The organism is Micromonospora coxensis, from assembly GCF_900090295.1.
GTDB classification, from domain to species: domain Bacteria; phylum Actinomycetota; class Actinomycetes; order Mycobacteriales; family Micromonosporaceae; genus Micromonospora; species Micromonospora coxensis.
In genome coordinates, this window is the sequence record NZ_LT607753.1 from 5396428 (window position 1) to 5415726 (window position 19299).

Below are 19299 nucleotides of genomic sequence, written 5' to 3' on the forward strand. Positions count from 1 at the left end.
CATCGTGCTGGTCCGGCGACGGAATGTACAAGACCCGGAAGTGATCTGATCCGTCGTCAACGCGTCAGGTGCGCCACCAGGGTCTCGCTGATCCGGCGCAGCTGGTCGACCTGGGCGGGGCTGAGCGCGTCGAAGAGGTGCCGGCGCACACCCTCGACGTGGCCGGGCGCGGCGGCGGCGAGCGTGGCGAACCCGTCGTCGGTGAGCACGGCGATCTGGCCGCGCCGGTCGGTGGGGCACTCCTCGCGCCGGATCCAGCCGGCGGCCTCCAGCCGGGCGGCGGCGTGCGAGAGCCGGCTGCGCGACGAGCCGGTGCTCTCGGCCAGCTCGCTCATCCGCAGCCGCCGCTGCGGGGCCTCGGAGAGCCGGACCAGGATCTCGTAGTACGCGTGCGGCATGCCGGCGTCGCGTTGCAGCTCGCGGTCGAGGGTCTCCATCAGCGCCCGGGAGGCGGTCAGGAAGGCCCGCCAGGTCTGCTGCTCGTCGTGGTCCAGCCACCGGGTCATGACGGCCATCATAGCGTAGGTAGTTGAAGGCTCAATCAATTCGCGCTACCGTGGAGCCCATGGGAATCCACCGCCTCAACCACGCCGTCCTCTACGTCAGCGACCTGGAGCGCAGCGTCGCCTTCTACCGTGACGTGCTGGGCTTCCGCCCGGTCGCGATGACCCCGGACGGGTTCTCCGGCGCCGCCTTCCTCCAGGCCCCCGACTCCACCAACGACCACGACCTCGGCCTCTTCGAGATCGGCGCCTCCGCCGGCCGCTCTCAGGCCGGCCGCGCCACCGTCGGCCTCTACCACCTCGCCTGGGAGCTGGACACCCTCGACGAACTGGCCCGCACCGCCGAGCGGCTGGCCGCCGCGGGCGCCCTGGTCGGCACCTCCGACCACGGCACCACGAAGAGCCTCTACGGCCAGGACCCGGACGGGCTGGAGTTCGAGATCGTCTGGATCGTCCCGGCCGACCTGCTCGACGACGCCGCGCTGGCCGCCCGCAAGCGCATCGGCCGGCTCGACATCGACCGCGAGCGGCAGCGCTACGGCGGCCAGACCCGCGGCGGGGTGGGGATCTCCGTCCCGGCCTGAGCGCCCGTACGGTACAACGGCAGGATGTCCACCGACGCCGTCCTGCGTGAACTGCTCGTCCGGCAGCTCGACCACTGGTTGCCGGGGGCGATGCACCGCTCCCGGCGGGCCACCCTCGCCCTGGCGTACGCCGGCGACCCCGGCACCGCCGAAGCGGCGCTGCGGGTGGTGGCCGAGTTCGCCGACCGGTTCCGGGGTCGGCGGCTGACCGTCCTGGTGCTGGCCGGCGGCGGGCCCGACCTGCCCGCCCGGCTGGGCGCGGTCGAGGCGACCCTGCCGGCCGACGTCGCCGTGCACGTGGTGCCCGGCGACCCCGCCCGGCTGCCGGTCACCCTCAAGGCGGCCGGCGCGGCCGGCGCGCCGCTGCTGGCCCTCGTCGACGGCGCCGTCCCCGAGGCGGCGCTGCGCGCCGTCGCGGCCGGTGGTCGCCCGGCCGAGCTGCTGCTCACCGCCGCGACGCCGGGCAGCCTCCGGCCGGCGCTGGAGGGCGCCGGATTCCCGCTGGTCAGCGAGGTCGAGCTGGTCCCCGCCGACGGCTCGGCGACCCGGACGGTCGCCTTCGGCACCGGGCTGGACAAGAGCCTGGAGGCGTTCAAGGACACGCTCTGGGCCGTGGACGAGTTCGCCGGGGTCCGCTACCGCGACCCCGCCGACCCGGCCGGCGCGCTGCTCGACATCGCACTGCACCCCGACCCGGCGCCACTGCGCCGTGAGCTGCTGGCCGAGCTGACCCGCTCCGGCCCGCGCACGGTCACCGAGCTGCGCCGGCACACCGTCACCGCGACCGCGTACCGGGGCGCCGACACGGTCGTCGCGCTGACCGGCCTGCTGCACTCCGGCGCGGTCGCCCGGGACCCGGCCGAGGGTCGCCTCGGCGGCGACGTGGTGATCAGCGCCGGTTCCGACCGGCCAACTGCCTGACCACGATGGACGCCCCGGTCGTGATCACCCCGATGCTGAACAGCATCTGCGCGCAGACCACCACCCGGGCGATCTGCCCCTGCGCGTGCACGTCGCCGTAGCCGATGGTGGTGAGGGTGGCCAGGGCGAAGTAGAGCGCGTCGACCCGGGTCTCCATGTTGACGAACTGCCCAGGCCTGGTGTTCGCCACCACGTAGTCGGCGAGCGCGAAGGTCAGCACCCCGGCCACCAGGGCGACGGCGAGCCGGATCAGTGCCCGGACCTCCGCGTCCCCGGTCGGGGCGTGCCCGGTGAGCTGCCGGCGGACCTGACCGGTGACCAGCAGGGCGACGGTGACCACGAGGGCCAGGGTCCCCGCCGAGCGCAGGGCCAGCCGCAGCCCGTTCGGGTCCGGCTCGACCGGCACGAGGAAGTAGGCGAGCACCAGCAGCACGCAGGTCGCCACCGCGAACCGCTGCTCCCGCCGGTACGACCCGTCCCCACCCATGCGGCGATTCTCCTGGTCGGACGGCGGACGTACCCCGGGAACGCCGAACCCGGCCCCCGCACGTCGGCGGGGACCGGGTTCGGGGCCGTCACCGGCCCGGGGGGCCGAGCGGGACGCCGGTGAACCACCGGCGCCCCGCTCGGCCTCCGGACGTCACGCCCGGGTCTTGTCCTGCTTCCAGGAGAGCGGGCCCGGCAGGTCGACACGGTGCGCCTTGGCGCGGGAGTTCCAGGACCAGCGACCGATCTTGATGCTCCACGACGAGAAGCCGTTCTCGGTGAAGTTCAGGATGATCGGCCCGTACTTCTTGCGCTTGCGGAACATCAGACCCATCGTGGGCTCCCTTCGCCTTCCCTGTATTTCCCTGCCGTCTCGGCCCTGAACATGCCCGGATGCCGGAAATTCGAAACCCGCTCTCGAATCCGGTCTGGACGGTCCGGGATCCCGATCGAGCCGACGAGCGCTGCGACGTACGCACGCTCGCATGTGGGCGGGAGCGGCACGGACGACGATTGCGGGTGCACGGGTGGCCGCCGGGGCGCCAACACCTGCGCCCGAACGTGGCGGCGCGCCGGCCGAGCCTCGCGACGGGTGACGGTGCGCGTCGGGACCTGGGGCGGTCAGGCGCGGTCGACGGCGAGGACCCGGGTGAGGCTGCCGTCGTCCTCGGTGACGTCCCGCTCGTGGACGAAGCCGAGCTTGGCCAGCAACGCCAGCGAGGCGTGGTTCTCGGCCGCGACGGTGGCGTACACCCGGGGCAGGTCGAGGGTGTCGAAGCCGTACCGGACCAGGGCGCGGGCCAGTTCGGTGCCGAGGCCACCGCCCCAGGCCGGCTTCGCCAGGGCGTAGATGATCTCGTGGCCGTCCACCTGGTCGGTCCGCTTGATCTCGGCGTGCCCGACGTACCGGCCGTCGCGGCGCACCGCCCACACGTCGAAGAGGTCGTTCGCGTAGACCGTGTCGAACAGCCGCCCGAACAGGGCCGCCGCCTCGGCCGGGCTGAGCGGCCCGTCGCCCATGAACCGGCCCACCTCGGGGTCGGTGAGCAGGGCGACGGAGTCCTCCGCGTCGTCCGGACGGTAGGGCTGCAGCAGCAGCCGGTCGGTGTGCAGCACGGGGGTGGGCATCAGCGCGGCTCCCAGGCGTCGGGCAGGGCCGTCAACCTACGGACGTGCGCCGGGAGGCGGCCACTGATTATCTCCGCGAGGCTGACCTCGTCGAGGACCTGCCGCACGGCCGCCCGGACGGCCACCCAGAGCCGGGGCAGGTTCTCCGCCGCGCCCTCGTACCTCGTCTGTTCGGGGCGCAGCCCGCGTACCCCCGCCAGGGGACCCTCGACGGCCCGCAGGATCGCGCCGACGGTGACCTCACGCGGCGGCCGGGCCAGGGTGTAGCCGCCCTCCGCACCGCGCTGGGCCCGGACGATGCCGGCCCGGCGCAGGTCCGCCAGGACCGCCTCCAGGAACTTGCGCGGCATGTCCTGCTCGGTGGCGATCGCCTGGGTGGAGAGCAGCGAAGGGTACGCGGTGGCGAGGCTCAGTGCCGCCCGGACCGCGTAGTCGCCGCGCGCGGAGATCTGCACCCTGTCATCATGCCCGCCCGTTGCCGGTGGACGGCTCGGCGGGCGGGCGCGGCCGGACGATCCGCGGCGGCGGCTCGGCGCGCGCCGCCCGGAAGGCCCCCGGGCTCACCCCGACCTCCCGGGTGAAGAAGCGGCCGAAGTTGGTCGGCTCGGGGAAGCCGAGCCGGCGACCGATCCGGGCCACCGGCTCGTCGGTGGCGGCGAGCAGCCGGCTGGCCTGCAACGCCACCCGCTCGTCGACGACCTGCTTGGCGCTGCGTCCGGTCACCGCCAGGCAGGCCCGGGTGAGGGTACGCACCGAGCAGCCCAGGCGGGCCGCGTAGTCCTCCACCCGGCGGGTGTGCTGGTAGCCGCGCTCGATCTCGCGGCAGAGCCGGCGGAAGGTGGCCACCTCCGAGCGGTGCGCGCCGTGCGCCTCCGGCCCGCCCTTCGCCGGCAGCAGGCCCAGGCGCAGCAGCAGCACCGCGAGCTGGTGGCGCAGCAGCGCGCGGGCGGCCGGGTCTCCCCGGTGCCGGCGGACGTCGACCGTCAACTGGCTGACCTCGTTGATGACCGCGTCCTCGTCCTCACCGGCGAGCTGGTGGTGGGTGGGTACCGCGTCGACCTCGACGTCCAGCCCGTGCAGCGCCTCGTCGCGCCAGCGCACCACCGTCGCGTCGAGGCCGGGGGAGCAGCGCAGCACCTGCCCGGGGCGGGCCCGCAGCAGCGTGCCGGGACGGCAGGGCAGGACGCGGAAGTCCAGCTCGGCGGTGCCGTGACCGCCGGTGACCAGCACGAGCAGGTCGGCGTCGAGCAGGACCGGGCGGCGCCAGGCGGGCTCGGGCGCCAGGTCGCCGAGGTCGAGCAGGTCGATCTCGGACAGGTCGGGACGGGTTGATGGGGAGAGCTGACCGGAAGGGACCATCACCTCGACCGTAGCCCGAGCCCGCCGTGGTCGCATCCCGGCGACGGGACTGCTGTCGCGTACGCGGGGTTGTCCGGCGGCCGGGGCGGGGCTACGTTACCGATCGGTAGGTCCACCGACTCGGGATGGGACGGGCATGACGGAACTGTTCTCGGTCACCGGCAAGACGGTCCTGGTCACGGGCGGCTCACGCGGGATCGGGCTGATGATCGCCCGAGGCTTCGTGCAGGCCGGCGCCCACGTGATCATCTCGTCCCGCAAGGCCGACGTCTGCCGGGCGGTGGCCGAGGAACTCTCCGCCCAGGGCCGCTGCGAGGCCATCCCGGCCGACCTCGGCCACGACGCGGGCGCCGAAGGGCTCGCCGCCGCCGTCCGGGAGCGCACCGACCGGCTCGACGTGCTGGTCAACAACGCCGGCGCCACCTGGGGCGCGCCGCTGGAGGCGTACCCGGAGGCCGCGTTCGACAAGCTCTGGGCGGTCAACGTCAAGGCCGTCTTCCGGCTCACCACCGCGCTGCTGCCGGCGCTGCGCGCCGCTGCCAGCGCCGACGACCCCGCCCGCGTGATCACCATCGGCTCGGTCGACGGCCTGCGCGTGCCGTCCATGGAGGTGTACGCGTACTCGGCCACCAAGGCGGCCGTGCACATGCTCACCCGCAGCCTCGCCCACCAGCTCGCCGGCGAGCACATCACGGTCAACGCGATCGCGCCCGGGCCGTTCGAGAGCAAGATGATGGCCTTCGCCCTGGACGACCCGCAGTCGCGCGCGGCGATCGCGCAGCAGGTGCCGCTGGGGCGGATCGGCCGGCCGGAGGACATGGCCGGGACCGCGATCTACCTGTCGTCGCGGGCCGGGGCGTACCTCACCGGTGCGGTGATCCCGGTCGACGGCGGCATCACCACCCACGGCTGAACCCGGCCGTCCCGGGCCGGGCGGTGGCCGTACCCGGGGACGGGAGCCGGAGCCGCGCGGACTCGGCAGATCCGCGCGGCTCCGATCGGGTGGTTCAGCGACCGGCGAGCAGCCGGTTCACCGCGGTGTCGACGTCCAGGTGCTCGGCCTCGCGACCGCGCGGGACGACGACGTACGTCCGCCGCAGGAAGCGCACCAGGACGCTGCGCGGCACCTCGAACAGGGCGTTGCCGTCGGGCGACGACAGCGCCAGCGCGACGAAGTCGCCGCGCGGTGTGGCCCACGGCCAGACCCGGACGTCCCCGATCCCGGCCGGCTCGTCGAGGCCGGTGACCAGCAGCTCTCGGGCGAAGGACCAGCTCACGGCCTCGCCACCGGCGGATTCGGCGTGGAACAGGACATGGACCGCATACGGGTCAGCAGGGTCGTAGCGCAGGCTGGCACGCACCGGCAATGCGGTGGCGTCAGGCGCGACGAGCCTTAGCGACGTCTCGACCTCTACGGTCGTCGGTCGGATGACACTCATGGACGTTCTCCCCCCGGCACCGCTGCGGAACGCGCGTGTCCCGCTTTTCCCATACTCAGGTGCTACCTCTGGCTACGCTCCGCCATACGCTGACTTCACCCAGTGGTGGGAAGGGGGTCGGAAACGCCTCCAGAATGCGAAAATTCTTGTAGGATTTCCGGCTCTGCCCAGTGCGGGAGCCCGTCCGAAGTCGGGTGGTTCAGTCGTCGACTTACTCCGGTAACGTCCAGTGGTCTGCGCAAGTGACGGGCCGGGGCGACACTGAGGGGTGAAATGGTCACGAACCGATCCTCAATGGATGTCCGCGCCGCGACCGGCTCACCAGAAGTAGGGGTCCGAGCAGCCGAAAGGCGGGGGAACGCGGTGCCGATGGATCAGCCCGACCGGGACGGACGGACGGTCGCCGACGGTCGTTCCGGCGCTTCGCGCTCCCGCCGTCCGGCCCGAGGTGGCGCCCCCGGTCGTCCCGCCGTCAGGGGTGGCTCCGGCACCGCCCTGGCCGAGCGGCCGCGCGCCGGCTGGCGGCAGCGGGTCCGCACCACCCTCGAACTGATCCGGTCCAACCCCACCGGCAGGGTCACCCTCAAGATCTTCATCGCGGTGGCCGGGGCGCTGGTGGTGACCGTCGGCATCGCCCTCATCCCGCTGCCCGGCCCGGGCTGGCTGATCGTGATCGCCGGCCTCGCCATCTGGGCGGTCGAGTTCCACTGGGCGCGACGACTGCTCGGCTTCACCCGGCGGCACGTGCACAACTGGACGCGATGGGTGACCTCACGATCACTGCCGGTCCGCTTCGTGCTCGGCTCGATCGGCCTGGTCTTCGTGGCGACCGTGGTCTGGCTGTCGCTCAAGTACAGCCTCGGGATCGACCTGGTGGCGCGGCTGCTGCACTACCTGGCGACGCACTGACCCCGTCGTGATCCACTCGGCGGGGACGCGCGGGACCCCGGGTTTTTGGTCCGGTCCCTCGATCAGGTAGAGTCAACGGCGCTGAGGGCGATTAGCTCAGCGGGAGAGCGCTTCGTTCACACCGAAGAGGTCACTGGTTCGATCCCAGTATCGCCCACGCAGGTCAAAGGCCACTTCCCGGCTTCGGGAGGTGGCCTTTGTATTGCCGGACGGCGGCCGTGATCGGCGCTGCGGACTCGGGTGATGGGCTCATCACGAACCACTACCACCTCATCCCTCGACCCTGTGCCCTGGATGCCCTTGCTGATCTCGTTGAGGAATCGGGGCGACGGGCACGAAGAGCGGATCGCCGGTCAGTGGTTGCAGGTTGAGCATCGGGATCTCGCAGAGGCGGCCTTGCCCGGCGCGAGCAGGAGGGCCAGCAGCACGAGGACGAAGCCCGCGACCACCGGAAGGCCCGAGTGGAGGGCATCGGTGACAACGAGGTGGGCTGCGAGACAGCCCATCGCGAACAGCGCACCGACGACAACGACGGCCACGGCAACGATGAGGCGACTCCGGCGGGATCGCCGCATCGCCAGCGGGGCCGCGGTCGAGGTGTCGAGGAAGCGGACTGTCACCGTGACGTGTCCGGTGCCGGGGACATCGCGAGGCGGAGTCGACGAGAGCAGCCGACCTGAGTTACGCACCAGGGCGATGGTCGCGGCAACCTCCGCCGGGGTGCCGACCACGCGACGGACCAGCACTGCAGAGCGGTGACCGGCGGGCGTGGGCGGGGTGGATCGGGTAGGGGTCATCGGGTCACCTCTGAGGGGGAAGACGTGAGTGCTCGTACGAGAGGCCGGTCGGGCCGGTCCGTTGCTGACGTTCACAGGCGGGTGTCGATAAGCTGCGCCCGTGGGAGAGGTGCGTCCCGGGCTGTTGGCCTGTGGCGGGATGAGAGACAGGCGGCGGCCTGGCCGAGGTGAGAGTTCCTCTTTGCTGAGTCGGAGGCGGAAGGTGGCGACCGCGTCGGGAAAGGCGAAGCTCCTGCTCTTTTCGGCATGTCGCCATGACAGCCGGTGAGAACGGGTTGCCGACAGGGTGACCAGCGATCAACCGCCGTTCATTCCATTCACAGGGGCTACGGGGAGGACCACCGGTGAATCAGGACCGGGAGCAGCTGTCCGAGGAGCACGCCGCGTTCGTCGCTGAGCTGCGCCACTGGCGCGAGGTCGCCGGCTACTCCCAGAAGGCCCTCGCGGGATTGGTCGGTTACACGCCCTCGTACATCAGCAAGGTCGAAGGCGGCACCATCGTCCCGAGCCGGGACTTCGCAGAGAGCGCCGACCGAGGATTGAAAGCGGGGCAGGCACTCATCCGGCGTTGGCGCGACCTGCACGCCGCGACCCAGGCTCACCCGGCGCCCACTCAGCGCCGGCCCGAGGCAGCGGTACCCGACCCTCAGACCGCACCCGGTACCGCCCTGGTCGTGGAACACGAGCACGCCGAACTCACACTGGCCGACGGTGTCTACCGCACACGGGTGCGGCGGTTGCTCCGCAACATCGGGACCGAGCCCGTCACCCGCTACCTGGTGCGCATCGCGGTCGACCGATACCCCGGCGACCCCGAGCGGTCGAACCAGCTCTACCGCAACAACCCGCTCACCTGGGAGGAAGTCAACCTCACCGCACAGTGCGCCGGCGAGCCGATGGCTTGGACGATCATGCACGACCGGGACGCCTTCAAAGAGGTCTGGTTGCAATTCGAGAACCAGGACGGCCGGTTCCCGCTCTACCCGGGCGAAGAGCGCTGGATCGAGTACGTCTACACCGTCCCGGCGCACAAGTGGGGGCCATGGTGGCAGCGCGCCATTCGACTGCCCACCCGCCGGCTGAGCCTGTCCCTCACCCTGCCCGCAGACCTCGATCCGGTTGCGTGGGGAACCGAGACGTCGATGACCGCTGAGCCGTCTGCCTTCCGTACGCCGATCGCGAGGGAGTCTGACGGGGAGAACGTCACGTTCACCTGGGCGACGAGTGAGCCGCCCCTGCACACGCGGTTCCGCATCGCGTGGCGTTTCAAGGCAGCAACCGCGAAGGAGGACCAGGTGGACACGCTCACCCCGAGCGATCAGATGCAGCAGATCGGGATCGTGCAGGAGGGCGACCCGATCCTCACGACAGAAGCCCGCCGCTTCGACCTTCCCGCCGAATCAGAGGATGCCCGCCGGGTCATCGCGCAGATGTCCTCGATGATGGAGCGGGCCGCGCAGGTGCACGAGTTCGCCAAGGGCATGGGGATCGCGGCGCCCCAGATCGGCATCAGCCGCAACGCCAGCCTGGTACGGACGCCGGACGGGCAGATCATCGTGCTGCTCAACGCGAGGGTGATCGCAGAGACTGCCGACACCGACGAGCAGTACGAGGGATGTCTGAGCTTCTTCGATGTCCGAGGGATGGTGCCCAGGCCCCACGGCATCGAGGTCGAGCACCAGGACGTCGACGGCACCACCCGGATCACCGCGTTCACCGGGGGAGTGGCCCGTCTGGTCCAGCACGAGATCGACCATGTGTACGGCCTCCTCTACCGAGCCAGGATGCGCGACAGTGTGTCTCCCATCCCCGTGTCGCAGTACAAGGGCACTGGTAAGCCCTGGTCTCAGTAGGGGAGTAGCAGGGAAGAGGGCGGAGTCGGCTGCCGAGGAGCGGAGAGCGCGCGGACCGATGACGTACCAGGACAGCGGGAGGAATCCGTAGCGGGCTGACGGGGCCGCGTGAGGCAGCTCGTGTCGTACGGACGCCGATGCGGTGCCGGAGTTCCCGTGCCTCTGCGGGTGGAAGGTGCCGCAGCGGTTGGTGGTGTCGTGCTCGGTCTTGGTCGGCTCGGAGCTGCCTGTGATCTGTTGCCGAATTGGCCTGTACTTGGATCAAGGCGCTCCGCGCGGCGCGGGCCGGGGCGCGGCAACCGGCTCCTACGGAGCCGCCGCCCCGGCGCAAGGGCGCCGGGGCGGAAGAGTCAGCCGGCCCGAACCCCACGCCCCGCCCCGCGCGTCACCCCTGGGTCAGTGAAGTGACCCGGTGACGAGTCCCGGAGTACGACCGGGACCAGGACGACAACGTCTCCCTACCGTCTCTTCCCACCTCGTGACGTCTCACCGCGGACCGGTCTGCGGTGGGCGTGGCGAGTTGCCGAACGGTATCCGCCGGCCGCTTTCGGGTCCGAGGTGGGGAAGGGGTGAAGGTGAGGGAGGGACGGTGGGTTGGGGCGGGGTTGGGGTTAGGGCTGCCTCCGGCGGGGGCCAGACGACTCCAGGATGGAGTTGCCGAATGGTTCCGGGTTCGTGGGTGGTGGGGGTGGGATGCCATCCCGTCCACCGCCGACCCAGGCAAGCCGAGCAGACCAGGGCCAGGGCGACAAGGTCGTACGTCCAGTAGGGCGCTCCACCTTGTCGCCCTGGCCCTGGCCCGCTCCACGGAGTGTGGGTCGGCGGCAGACGGGATGCCAAGTGCTTCCGCTGTAGCGCAAGCCCGGGCGGCGCCGGGCTTAGGGCAACCGGCATTCTGTGTGGGTGACAATGCTTTCGCGGACGACGTTGGTGATCGTGCCAACGCCGTCGGAAACTGAAGTGACCGCCACCCCCTCGACTGCCGCTACCGCCACAGTCGCTCCGACCCCGTCAACCACTCCGGCGGGGTCAAGCAATCAAGATCCGACTCTTAGCCTTGTTGTCGGCATTGTCGGTATTGTCGGCACGCTTTCCGCAGCGCTGGTCACGCAATGGCTCACCGCTCGCCGCGAGGACAAGAAGTGGCAGAGAGACCGAGAGCAGGACGAAATTAGATGGCGACGTGAAGCCGAAAAAGAGGATTTACGCTGGGAGCGAGAGCGGGCTGAGCGCCGAGAGCAATGGCAGAGAGAAGATGAATCTCGGTGGCACAAAGATCGCATGTCTACCTACTCCCACCTCCTCGGTATAATTCATCAGTGGATTTATCTGGCGCGGGACGCCTCTCCAAATTCTAATGAGCCAGACGAGAGATTCAAGTTGGATGACGTGGATCGGAAGAATCTCGCGGACGGGTGTCATGCGATCGGGCAAGCGATTGCTCCTGTCGAGTTCCTTGCCCCGGTTGATGTCCGTTGGCAGGCATGGAGAATCTACAGCGAGAGTATGCGTTACCTAGGTCTGCTGATGGAAAGCGTCATTGATGAGCGAACCAACGCGACAACCGCTGGCGAGAGCGTGCCACTACTCGATGAGATTCAAGAGTGGTATGACCAGATGACAAGAACGGTTCGCAAAGATTTGGGCATCAAGGAAGCGCTAGTGTCAAGGACCCAGATGGAGCAGAAGGCTTGAGGTGGCTCGCCTCTCCATGGGAGCGGCGTGGTCATCAGTCCTTCCAGCGCCTCTCAATACGCGCTTCTAGGCGTTTCACGATGCGGCGCCGTCGCACCTGCGAGTGACGCCTGATCCAGCGGACTGGCTCTCTGGCCCAAAAGGGCACGCCATAAGCCTCCGCAGCTAATTGAAGGATTGATGGCGTTCTCGTGTCATTGAAGGACGATCTGACTGGCTGCCCGCTTCCAGTCCTAAGCCAGCCGACGCCAGCGGCGTCAAGAAACAACATCTCCATCTCGAAGGGGCGAGGTTCCTTCGATTCCCAACTTCGCCAAGGTCTTGGGTCATCGAATTCCCATAATCCCGTGACTCGTGAGTCCGCCGTAAGGATTTGCAGGCTCTTGTGAACCTTGCCACGGCCTGCGAACAGCTCATATTCCAAGTCATCCGACTGCCGAGGAGAGACGATGAGATTCGAGATTGGAGCGGCGCTTTCATTTCGCACAAACCAAAAAGCCCCGGTCCACCCCTCGTCCTCGTTTCCCATGTATCGCTCCACGCCTAGAACAATTAGTTGGGCCTGGGCCGATTCCGAGCTTTCCTTTTCGTCGCGTCGTACGCGGATCTCGTGACGGAACAAAAGGCCGGTCAGCAGCACTGCCAGCGTCGACATCGCTAAGCCGGCAATGCTGCCCCACGCCTGCATCCAGTCGGTGATCTTTGGATCTTCGGCTGCCAGCACTGCGTCAGGGTAAACGACTCCCGCCATGTCCCGAAGGCGCTGATCTGGGCCGAAGAGGTTGGCTTGCCTGTACAGCCATCCGAGCAGCCAAGCCCTCCCGCCTGTCCCGACGAGACCCGACAGCAGACGACGTTCTCACCAGGGACGCAGCCCGCAGACCAGCCATTCGTGATCCTCTTCTAACCTCGCGCTCAGGATCGACCGCTCGGGGTAGGAGACGCACGTCACATTGGCTCGTGTAGGGACGATTCCCGCCAACGTTTGCCCAGTTCAACGGGGCTCTTGTTCAGTCTGTGGGACTACAGCGGGGGACCGATCACACAAGCGGTCCGATCGCCGCCAAGGGGTGGTGCGTTTGATCGACCGACCAGGCAGCCCCTGCCTGGTCGGGGCCAAGTAGGGGCGGTGCGCCGATGGCAGCGGGCACCGCCCCGGCCTCTGCTCTAGTTGGAGGGCACAGGCATGTCGGTAACGAGAAAGGGCGGCGGTCGGGAACGGCGGCTGCGAGGTCTGCGCTGGTGGGCTCGACTGCGAAGCTGCAGTCGACGCATCAACTACCAGTTGGTCGGTCTGGTCCTGGGTGTGGCGACCATCGTATTGACCTTCGGTCAACTCGTCGTGGCCTGCCGGGGGTGACGCGGCTGGGCGGCCTGTAGAAACGCTCTCTGCGGGCCGCCCCCGAATGTGCGCCGATCGGGGCTCGGTCCCTCCGGTGATGTCGTGTCACCGGCACCGCATCGTGCGGTCCGTGCTACCCGCTCGTCTAGACAGCCCCAGAGTGGGATGGCGCGGACCGGGGCGTTGGCTAGCGGTACAGCAACGAAGTACAGCAACCGAGCGGACTGCAGGAGTCACCACGGAGCGATCAGACGTTCCTCGGCTCCGGTGCTAACCGTAAGACCTCGAACCGCCCGGAGCTACGGATCAGACGGTGGCTGTATAGCCGCCGGTACGGCTAAGCGTGTCTGGAAAGCCGCGGCGTTCTGTGCTGGTGGTAAATGTGTGGCGCGTTGGCGGATGTCCGCCCGAGCGGCACGGCCGCAGTGTAGTGGCTGTCGGATTGCCCGTTGGGAGGCTGTTGTGGCTGTTGATCGGGGCGCGGATCGGCTGGGACGGCGGGACCTGGTAATGGTGGGTGCCGGGTTGCTGGTCGCAGCTGGCGTGACCGCCGCGTTGGCGAACTTTGTGACGTGGTTTGTGGCTGCGGCCCTAGGCGCTTTCTCTGGTGCAGCTGGCTTGTATGGGGGCGTGTTGTGGCAGCGTCGGGGTGAGGTCCTGGCGCGGGAGGCTGCGTGGCGGGCTGTGACGCTGGCCGGCGTCAAGGGCGCAGATCGAGCCGACGTCGAGGACGGCGGTGTGCTCACGATGGTGTCTGCCGGCCGGGCATTGGTTCCCTACAGCGTGTTGCACGATCCGCTGGCGCGGCGGGTGTTGCGCTGGGCGGGCGGGCAGGGTGACATGGTGGAGAGAGTGCTGTACGTCGATGGGTCAGCGGGGGTGGGCAAGACGAGGCTGCTGGTGGAGGCGGCAGGGCGCAGCTCTGTTCGGTGGGGCTGGGCTCGGCCGGGGTGTGGAGCGGCAGCGGTAACGGCGGCAGCGGGCCTGGGCGGTTCGGTGGTGGTGGTGTTGGAAGATGCCGAGACACGCGATGACGTGGCGGCGGCGGTAACGGCATGGGCGGCGCTCGGCGCGTCAGAGGTCCGTCTGGTGCTGGCCGGCCGGGTCGATGCAGTGTGGTGGCAGGCAATCCGGCGCGGGCTGCCCAGCGAGGTGGTGTCGGAACTACCGTTCCGGGCTCAGATAACCGTGCCGCCCATCGTGGGTGACGAAAAGGCGCAACGCCAGATGTTTGCGCAGGCGTTGCGATCCTTCACGCCGGAGGGGGAGCCGGTGCCGTCGGTGGTCTGGGTGCCGGTGCTGCCGTCGCCATCAATCGCGTTGTTGCATGCGGGCGCGGCGTGGGCCGCGGTGACGACCGCGAGCGGGCGGGTCGATGCCGCCGAGACCGTGGCCGGTGTGTTTGCGGTGGAGCAGGAATGGTGGCTGGCGACGGCCGAGCGGGCGGGACTCAAGGCGTTGCCGCTGGAAGTGCTCGGGCAGGCGGTGGCGCTGGCAGCGCTAGTCGGTGCGCCGGATCCGGCGACGGCGCGGCAGATGCTGATGCGGCTGCCGGGGCTTGCCCGCGCAGGTGAACCAGATCGGGAGGCGGGGCGGCTGGCTGAGTGGCTGCGTGGGCTATACCGACAGCAGGAGCCGGACTGGCTGGCGCCGCGCCTACCCGCGGTGTTGTTGGAGCGCTACGTCGCCGACCTGCTCACCGGTACGCCGGTCATGGCCGCGGTCGTGAGCGAAGCCACGAGTGGCGACCAGAGCCGCGTTAGGCGGGCCCTGACCCTACTTAGTCGAGCGTCGGCCCATACGAGTGCCGCACTGCCGGCTGTTGCCATGCTGCTGCGCCATGACCCGGTACCGATGCTCAGCGCGGCGATCGGGGTAGCGAGCGAGATGCAAACACCCTTCGACGCGTTAATCACGGAACACCTGACCGGCGATGGCAAACCCGCGCTGACCGCCGCGCAGATTCAGCAGCTGTACGACCTGATTCCCAGCGATGCGAAGCAACACGTCCTGGCTGCCACCACCAGACGTTTGCTGTGCCTGTACCTGGATCATCCAGACGTTGATGCCAACGATTTGCAAACTCTGCAGATGCGCCAAGACCTCGCGATCGTCTTGCACAGCCAGGGCCGTTACGACGAGGCGGAGACTGAGTTGCGCGAGTTGCTCGCCACCCAGACCCGGGTCCTCGGCGCGGAGCACCCCGACACCCTGACCACCCGCCACAACCTCGCGATCGCCGCGAAAGAGCAGGGCCGTCACGACGAGGCGGAGACCGAGTACCGCGAGGTGCTGGCCATCCAGACCCGGGTCCTCGGCGCGGAGCACCCGGACACCCTGCGCACCCGCCACAACCTCGCCAACGTCTTGAACAGCCAGGGCCGTTACGACGAGGCGGAGACCGAGTTCCGCGAGTTGCTCGCCACCCAGACCCGGGTCCTCGGCGCGGAGCACCCTCACACCTTGGGCGCCCGCCGCAACCTCGGCATCGTCTTGGACAGCCAGGGCCGTCACGACGAGGCGGAGACCGAGTACCGTGATGTGCTGGCCACCCAGACCTGGGTCCTCGGCGCGGAGCACCTCGACACCCTGGGCACTCGCCACAACCTCGCGATCGTCATGAAAGAGCAGGGCCGTTACGACGAGGCGGAGACCGAGTTCCGCGAGGTGCTGGCCACCCGGACCCGGGTCCTCGGCGCGGACCACCCCGACACCCTGGGCACTCGCCACAACCTCGCGATCGTCATGAAAGTGCAGGGCCGTCACGATGAGGCGGAGACCGAGTACCGCGAGGTGCTGGCCATCCAAACCCGGGTCCTCGGCGCGGACCACCCCGACACCCTGGGCACTCGCCACAACCTCGCGATCGTCATGAAAGAGCGGGGCCGTCACGACGAGGCGGAGACCGAGTACCGCGAGGTGCTGGCCATCCAGACCCGGGTCCTCGGCGCGGAGCACCCGGACACCCTGCGCACCCGCCACAACCTCGCCAACGTCTTGGACAGCCAGGGCCGTCACGACGAGGCGGAGACCGAGTACCGCGAGGTGCTGGCCACCCGGACCCGGGTCCTCGGCGCGGAGCACCCGGACACCCTGCGCACCCGCCACAACCTCGCCAACGTCTTGGACAGCCAGGGCCGTTACAGCGAGGCGGAGACCGAGTACCGCGAGGTGCTGGCCACCCGGACCCGGGTCCTCGGTACGGAGCACCCGGACACCCTGCGCACCCGCCACAACCTCGCCAACGTCTTGGACAGCCAGGGCCGTTACGACGAGGCTGAGACCGAGTACCGCCAAGTGCTGGACCCGGACCCGGCCCTCGGTGCGACCGCTGACCAGCCGTGGCGTCGACCCTGACCACGCAGGCCCTCCGAGCTACTGCCCACGACGACTTCCACTGGCTAGGGCAGCAAGGAGGCAGCGGATGGGTCGCCTAAGAGCGACAAATCCCGCCAGCGGGCGGCGTAGTGGCTGAGCCGAACGGCACGGAATGACAGCAGATGGCAGCGGACGGTGCGCCGTAGCGGCGTTCACACCGAAGAGGTTTGGCGTGGCTGTCGCTGCCAACGTCAGTGCTCCCGCGCCGCTCGGAGGACATGACCTGGCTCTACGTCAGACCCTGCTACGTCAGGCAGTACGAGGGACGCGGTGCCGGGACGCGAGTGCAGCTCAACGAAGGCGCGGGTTGTGGCCACGACGTTGCCGTCACACAGCACCTCCACCATGTCGCCTTGGCGCAGCCCGGTCGGACTACAAGATCCGAACACGATCACTGGGCGGCCCGTGACGTTGAAAACCTGGGAGATCACCATCTCGAAGCTCGGTTCCGGCACGAGCCGAGTGTAGGAACGGCTGGGGCACAGATGGGGCACAAGACAACGTGAAACGTCGGCGACCAGCCACCAATGACGTGAGCCCAGGACGGGGCGTGACCAGTGTGTCGACCAGGCCGATGCAGGTCACGGAAGGCCCCATCTAAGTTCCGCTTCAACGTCTGAGTTGAGCGTTGCCGTCCGCGTGCGTCGCTTGGTTGAATCCGTCTGTCCTCGCCCAAGGCGTGGTGGCTCCGGATGACCACGCCCGCAAGATGGAGAGGGTGGCAGCCCGTTCGAGTCGGGCCGAGTCCGGGGAGCCCCGCTGGTTGCGGGGCTCCCAAGCCTCCCGCACCGTCTGCGGCGACAGCCCTGACAGCAATGCTGACAGAAACGAGCCAGGACGAGGGCAGCGGCCGGCAGTCGAGCGCGAACCATCGCCCGAGGCCGCGTACATGGATGGATGCTGCTGGACGGAGCGCCCAGAACTTACAAGCGAGGGGTCGAGGTCGGTGAGGGCCATGAGCCCCTAGGTAGATCTACGGATGTTCTTGGGGCTTACTCCTGAAGCGGGGGAGGAGTGAGCCAGGCGAGGGGTTGTCCGCTGAGGGCGGCGTCGGCGAGGCGATGGGCGCTGGCGGTCTTGAGCGCCGCCCGTGAGCTGTCAATCCAGCGCTGGACGTTGTCGGCGCCCTGGTGGCGGTATTCGACGGCTTGGACCAGGCATTCCAGCTTGTCGGCGTCGCGGGCCACGACGGCTTCCAGCGTCTCGCCGGCTTCGTACTCGGCGACGGCGGCGGTGATGACGTCGGCGACGGCTGGGGGACAGGTGGCGACCTGGTCGGCGGTGACGGCGGTGTTCGGTACGGCGGTGAGGTAACGCTTGGCGATGTGCGGGATGTCGGTGATCCGGGTTTCCTGGGTGTCGTGCAGCACGCACAGCATCGACACCTGGGCCGGGTCGGCGCCTTCCATGGCAGCGAGCACCATTCCGATGAGCGCCGTGCGGAAGGAGTGTTCGGCGATGGACTCGGGGTGCTTCACGCCGGCGAACCACCAGCCGGTACGCGCCGCCCGCTTGAGGACGCCGGCTTCGAAGATGAAGCTCATCGCTCCGGCGGCGTCGTGGTCGTCGGTCATCTGCCCGTCCCTGTGCCGGTGAGTCCGTCCGCCCGCAGGCTGTAGACGATTGAGGTTAGTTCCTGCCGCGACTGCGCGGAGATCCGGTCACTGTCCAGGAGCGGGACACTGCGGTCGAGGAGTGCCCGAGTCGCGGCGGGGTTGTCGAGAGCGAGACCGCGTCGTGCGGCCAGGAGAGCCCAGACGTTGTGGATGTTGAGATCCACGAAGGGATGTCCAGGTTCTAGGCGTTGGACCAAGTGCCGAAGAAGTACCGAGCCATGCCAGTCAGCGAGCGTCCCGGGCATGAAGGAGTCGTCGCGGTGGCGGTAAGGGATCTCGCCCACCCAGTAGGCCGAGTAATTGAGGGCTGCTCGCTCGCAGGCGTCGTCCGGATGTGCGCGAGCGATGAAGTCCCGCAACGGTTCCGGGTCGCCCTGGTTTGCGAGGGACGTGACAACGGAGCGTGCGTCGGGCCACAGCGGCGACCAGGTGCTGAAGGTGGTCACTCGGCGGGCTCGGGCGGTGGTCTGGGTGAGCCATCCCGCCGCTGTCTTGGTGGGGTCCATGCCGGCGAGGAAGCAGGCTTGCCGGTGCAGCAGCACGTTCCGATGCCGTCCGGCTGCGGCGCGATCGGCGAGCACATGAAGGTGAGCGAAGAACGCGCGTTGCTCGTCGACGGTCAGGGTCGGCCCGGACGCGACCGGACCTCGCCGGGGAGGGGCGATGGGTAGCTCTCTGGCGAAGGTCGGTGTCTGCCCGAGGACGGCCCAGAGGATCAAGTCGGTCAGACGGTGGGTGAGTACGGACCAGCCGAGCGGCTGTTCGGCGATGTCGCAGCGGTCGACCTGGCCTTCGAGGACAGCGGCGAGGATGAGATCCGCTTCGGCGGCGTCGTCGAGTGCGGCGAGCAGAACTGTGTTCGCGCCGAGCCGTCCGAGCCTGTGCCGGACGGCGATCACGTGTCCGAGCGGCACCGCAGTGAATGGCCGGCGCCCGGATTCCCAGCTCTGCACGGTCACGCGGTCGACGTCCAGGTCGACGGCGAGTTGCTCCTGCGTGAGCGGGATGGACTCCCGGATCAGCTTGAACAGGTAGCCGGTTACCTCGCCGCGATGTGGTGCTGATCGTCCGCGACCTGTCATCCGTCATCCCTACGTTGACCGGTAGTCGACGTTTCCGCCGTGAACCAGTGCTGCGGCAGCACATCTGGCCTGCTCACTCGTACCACGGGTGAGTCCAACCGCCGTCGTCGTGATCGTAGCGTCGCAGTTACCGAACGTTCCAGATCCGGTCCCGTGGTTCGGGGTCGGCCATGCAGTGCTGCCCGGCGGAGGGAGCCAGTGATGCGG

General features: G+C 69.1%; 18 protein-coding genes and 1 tRNA gene. 8 read left to right on the forward strand and 11 right to left on the reverse strand.

Going from position 1 to position 19299, the window contains the following annotated elements:
• Window positions 1–56 precede the first annotated feature (56 nt).
• Window positions 57–515 (reverse strand): MarR family winged helix-turn-helix transcriptional regulator, encoded by a 459-nt coding sequence (locus tag GA0070614_RS24595; protein WP_088979640.1) that lies wholly within the window; start codon window positions 513–515, stop codon window positions 57–59.
• Window positions 516–565: 50 nt separating this feature from the next.
• Here GA0070614_RS24595 and GA0070614_RS24600 point away from each other — a divergent pair, with 50 nt between their 5' ends.
• Together GA0070614_RS24600 and GA0070614_RS24605 are read left to right on the forward strand one after the other, a co-directional pair.
• Window positions 566–1087 carry a VOC family protein gene (locus GA0070614_RS24600; protein WP_088978179.1) on the forward strand — a complete coding sequence of 174 codons (522 nt, stop codon included), beginning with the start codon at window positions 566–568 and terminating at the stop codon, window positions 1085–1087.
• Window positions 1088–1111: 24 nt separating this feature from the next.
• Window positions 1112–2008, forward strand: a complete 897-nt coding sequence (locus GA0070614_RS24605) for a hypothetical protein (RefSeq protein WP_088978180.1) — start codon at window positions 1112–1114, stop codon at window positions 2006–2008.
• Here GA0070614_RS24605 and GA0070614_RS24610 read toward each other — a convergent pair.
• The 5 genes from GA0070614_RS24610 to GA0070614_RS24630 all read right to left on the reverse strand — a co-directional run bounded on the left by GA0070614_RS24610 (window position 1977) and on the right by GA0070614_RS24630 (window position 4981).
• Entirely contained in the window at window positions 1977–2495 is a 519-nt protein-coding gene (locus tag GA0070614_RS24610; protein WP_088978181.1) for a potassium channel family protein, read from the reverse strand. The two genes, GA0070614_RS24605 and GA0070614_RS24610, sit on opposite strands and share 32 nt — an antisense overlap.
• Window positions 2496–2648: 153 nt before the next feature.
• Window positions 2649–2828, reverse strand: a complete 180-nt coding sequence (locus GA0070614_RS24615; RefSeq protein ID WP_088978182.1) for a DUF4236 domain-containing protein — start codon at window positions 2826–2828, stop codon at window positions 2649–2651.
• A gap of 287 nt (window positions 2829–3115) precedes the next feature.
• Entirely contained in the window at window positions 3116–3622 is a 507-nt protein-coding gene (locus tag GA0070614_RS24620; RefSeq protein ID WP_088978183.1) for a GNAT family N-acetyltransferase, read from the reverse strand.
• On the reverse strand, window positions 3622–4077 hold the full coding sequence (locus tag GA0070614_RS24625; RefSeq protein WP_088978184.1) for an RrF2 family transcriptional regulator: 456 nt from the start codon (window positions 4075–4077) through the stop codon (window positions 3622–3624). The genes GA0070614_RS24620 and GA0070614_RS24625 overlap by 1 nt, the downstream gene beginning before the upstream one ends.
• Before the next feature lie 7 nt (window positions 4078–4084).
• On the reverse strand, window positions 4085–4981 hold the full coding sequence (locus GA0070614_RS24630) for a helix-turn-helix transcriptional regulator (protein ID WP_088978185.1): 897 nt from the start codon (window positions 4979–4981) through the stop codon (window positions 4085–4087).
• Window positions 4982–5117: 136 nt separating this feature from the next.
• On the opposite strand from GA0070614_RS24630, the gene GA0070614_RS24635 reads away from it, so the two are divergent.
• Window positions 5118–5894, forward strand: a complete 777-nt coding sequence (locus GA0070614_RS24635) for an SDR family oxidoreductase (protein WP_088978186.1) — start codon at window positions 5118–5120, stop codon at window positions 5892–5894.
• A 94-nt stretch (window positions 5895–5988) separates the two neighbouring features.
• Here GA0070614_RS24635 and GA0070614_RS24640 read toward each other — a convergent pair whose 3' ends face one another.
• Entirely contained in the window at window positions 5989–6420 is a 432-nt protein-coding gene (locus tag GA0070614_RS24640) for an SsgA family sporulation/cell division regulator (RefSeq protein ID WP_007457244.1), read from the reverse strand.
• 294 nt (window positions 6421–6714) lie between these two features.
• On the opposite strand from GA0070614_RS24640, the gene GA0070614_RS24645 reads away from it, so the two are divergent.
• Window positions 6715–7329, forward strand: coding sequence for a TIGR02611 family protein (locus GA0070614_RS24645; protein ID WP_231933380.1), 615 nt, complete (start codon window positions 6715–6717; stop codon window positions 7327–7329).
• An 85-nt stretch (window positions 7330–7414) separates the two neighbouring features.
• Window positions 7415–7486, forward strand: a tRNA-Val gene (locus tag GA0070614_RS24650).
• A gap of 196 nt (window positions 7487–7682) precedes the next feature.
• Here the strand turns inward: GA0070614_RS24650 and GA0070614_RS24655 are convergent.
• A complete protein-coding gene (locus GA0070614_RS24655; protein WP_088978188.1) occupies window positions 7683–8126 on the reverse strand; it encodes a hypothetical protein in 444 nt (147 codons plus the stop codon).
• Between the two features lie 344 nt (window positions 8127–8470).
• Between GA0070614_RS24655 and GA0070614_RS24660 the strand changes: the two genes are divergently transcribed.
• Window positions 8471–9979 (forward strand): peptide deformylase, encoded by a 1509-nt coding sequence (locus tag GA0070614_RS24660; protein WP_197701353.1) that lies wholly within the window; start codon window positions 8471–8473, stop codon window positions 9977–9979.
• A 903-nt stretch (window positions 9980–10882) separates the two neighbouring features.
• Window positions 10883–11674, forward strand: coding sequence for a hypothetical protein (locus GA0070614_RS30320; RefSeq protein ID WP_157745077.1), 792 nt, complete (start codon window positions 10883–10885; stop codon window positions 11672–11674).
• A gap of 34 nt (window positions 11675–11708) precedes the next feature.
• Here the strand turns inward: GA0070614_RS30320 and GA0070614_RS30325 are convergent, their stop codons facing one another.
• Window positions 11709–12398 carry a hypothetical protein gene (locus tag GA0070614_RS30325; RefSeq protein WP_157745078.1) on the reverse strand — a complete coding sequence of 230 codons (690 nt, stop codon included), beginning with the start codon at window positions 12396–12398 and terminating at the stop codon, window positions 11709–11711.
• Window positions 12399–13700: 1302 nt separating this feature from the next.
• On the opposite strand from GA0070614_RS30325, the gene GA0070614_RS24665 reads away from it, so the two are divergent.
• A complete protein-coding gene (locus GA0070614_RS24665) occupies window positions 13701–16373 on the forward strand; it encodes a tetratricopeptide repeat protein (protein WP_157745079.1) in 2673 nt (890 codons plus the stop codon).
• A gap of 1013 nt (window positions 16374–17386) precedes the next feature.
• Here GA0070614_RS24665 and GA0070614_RS24670 read toward each other — a convergent pair.
• Both GA0070614_RS24670 and GA0070614_RS24675 read right to left on the reverse strand, forming a co-directional pair.
• Complete coding sequence (locus tag GA0070614_RS24670; protein ID WP_088978190.1) at window positions 17387–17968, reverse strand: HD domain-containing protein; 582 nt, start codon at window positions 17966–17968, stop codon at window positions 17387–17389.
• On the reverse strand, window positions 17965–19092 hold the full coding sequence (locus GA0070614_RS24675) for a helix-turn-helix domain-containing protein (protein ID WP_088978191.1): 1128 nt from the start codon (window positions 19090–19092) through the stop codon (window positions 17965–17967). The genes GA0070614_RS24670 and GA0070614_RS24675 overlap by 4 nt, the downstream gene beginning before the upstream one ends.
• Window positions 19093–19299: the final 207 nt, after the last annotated feature.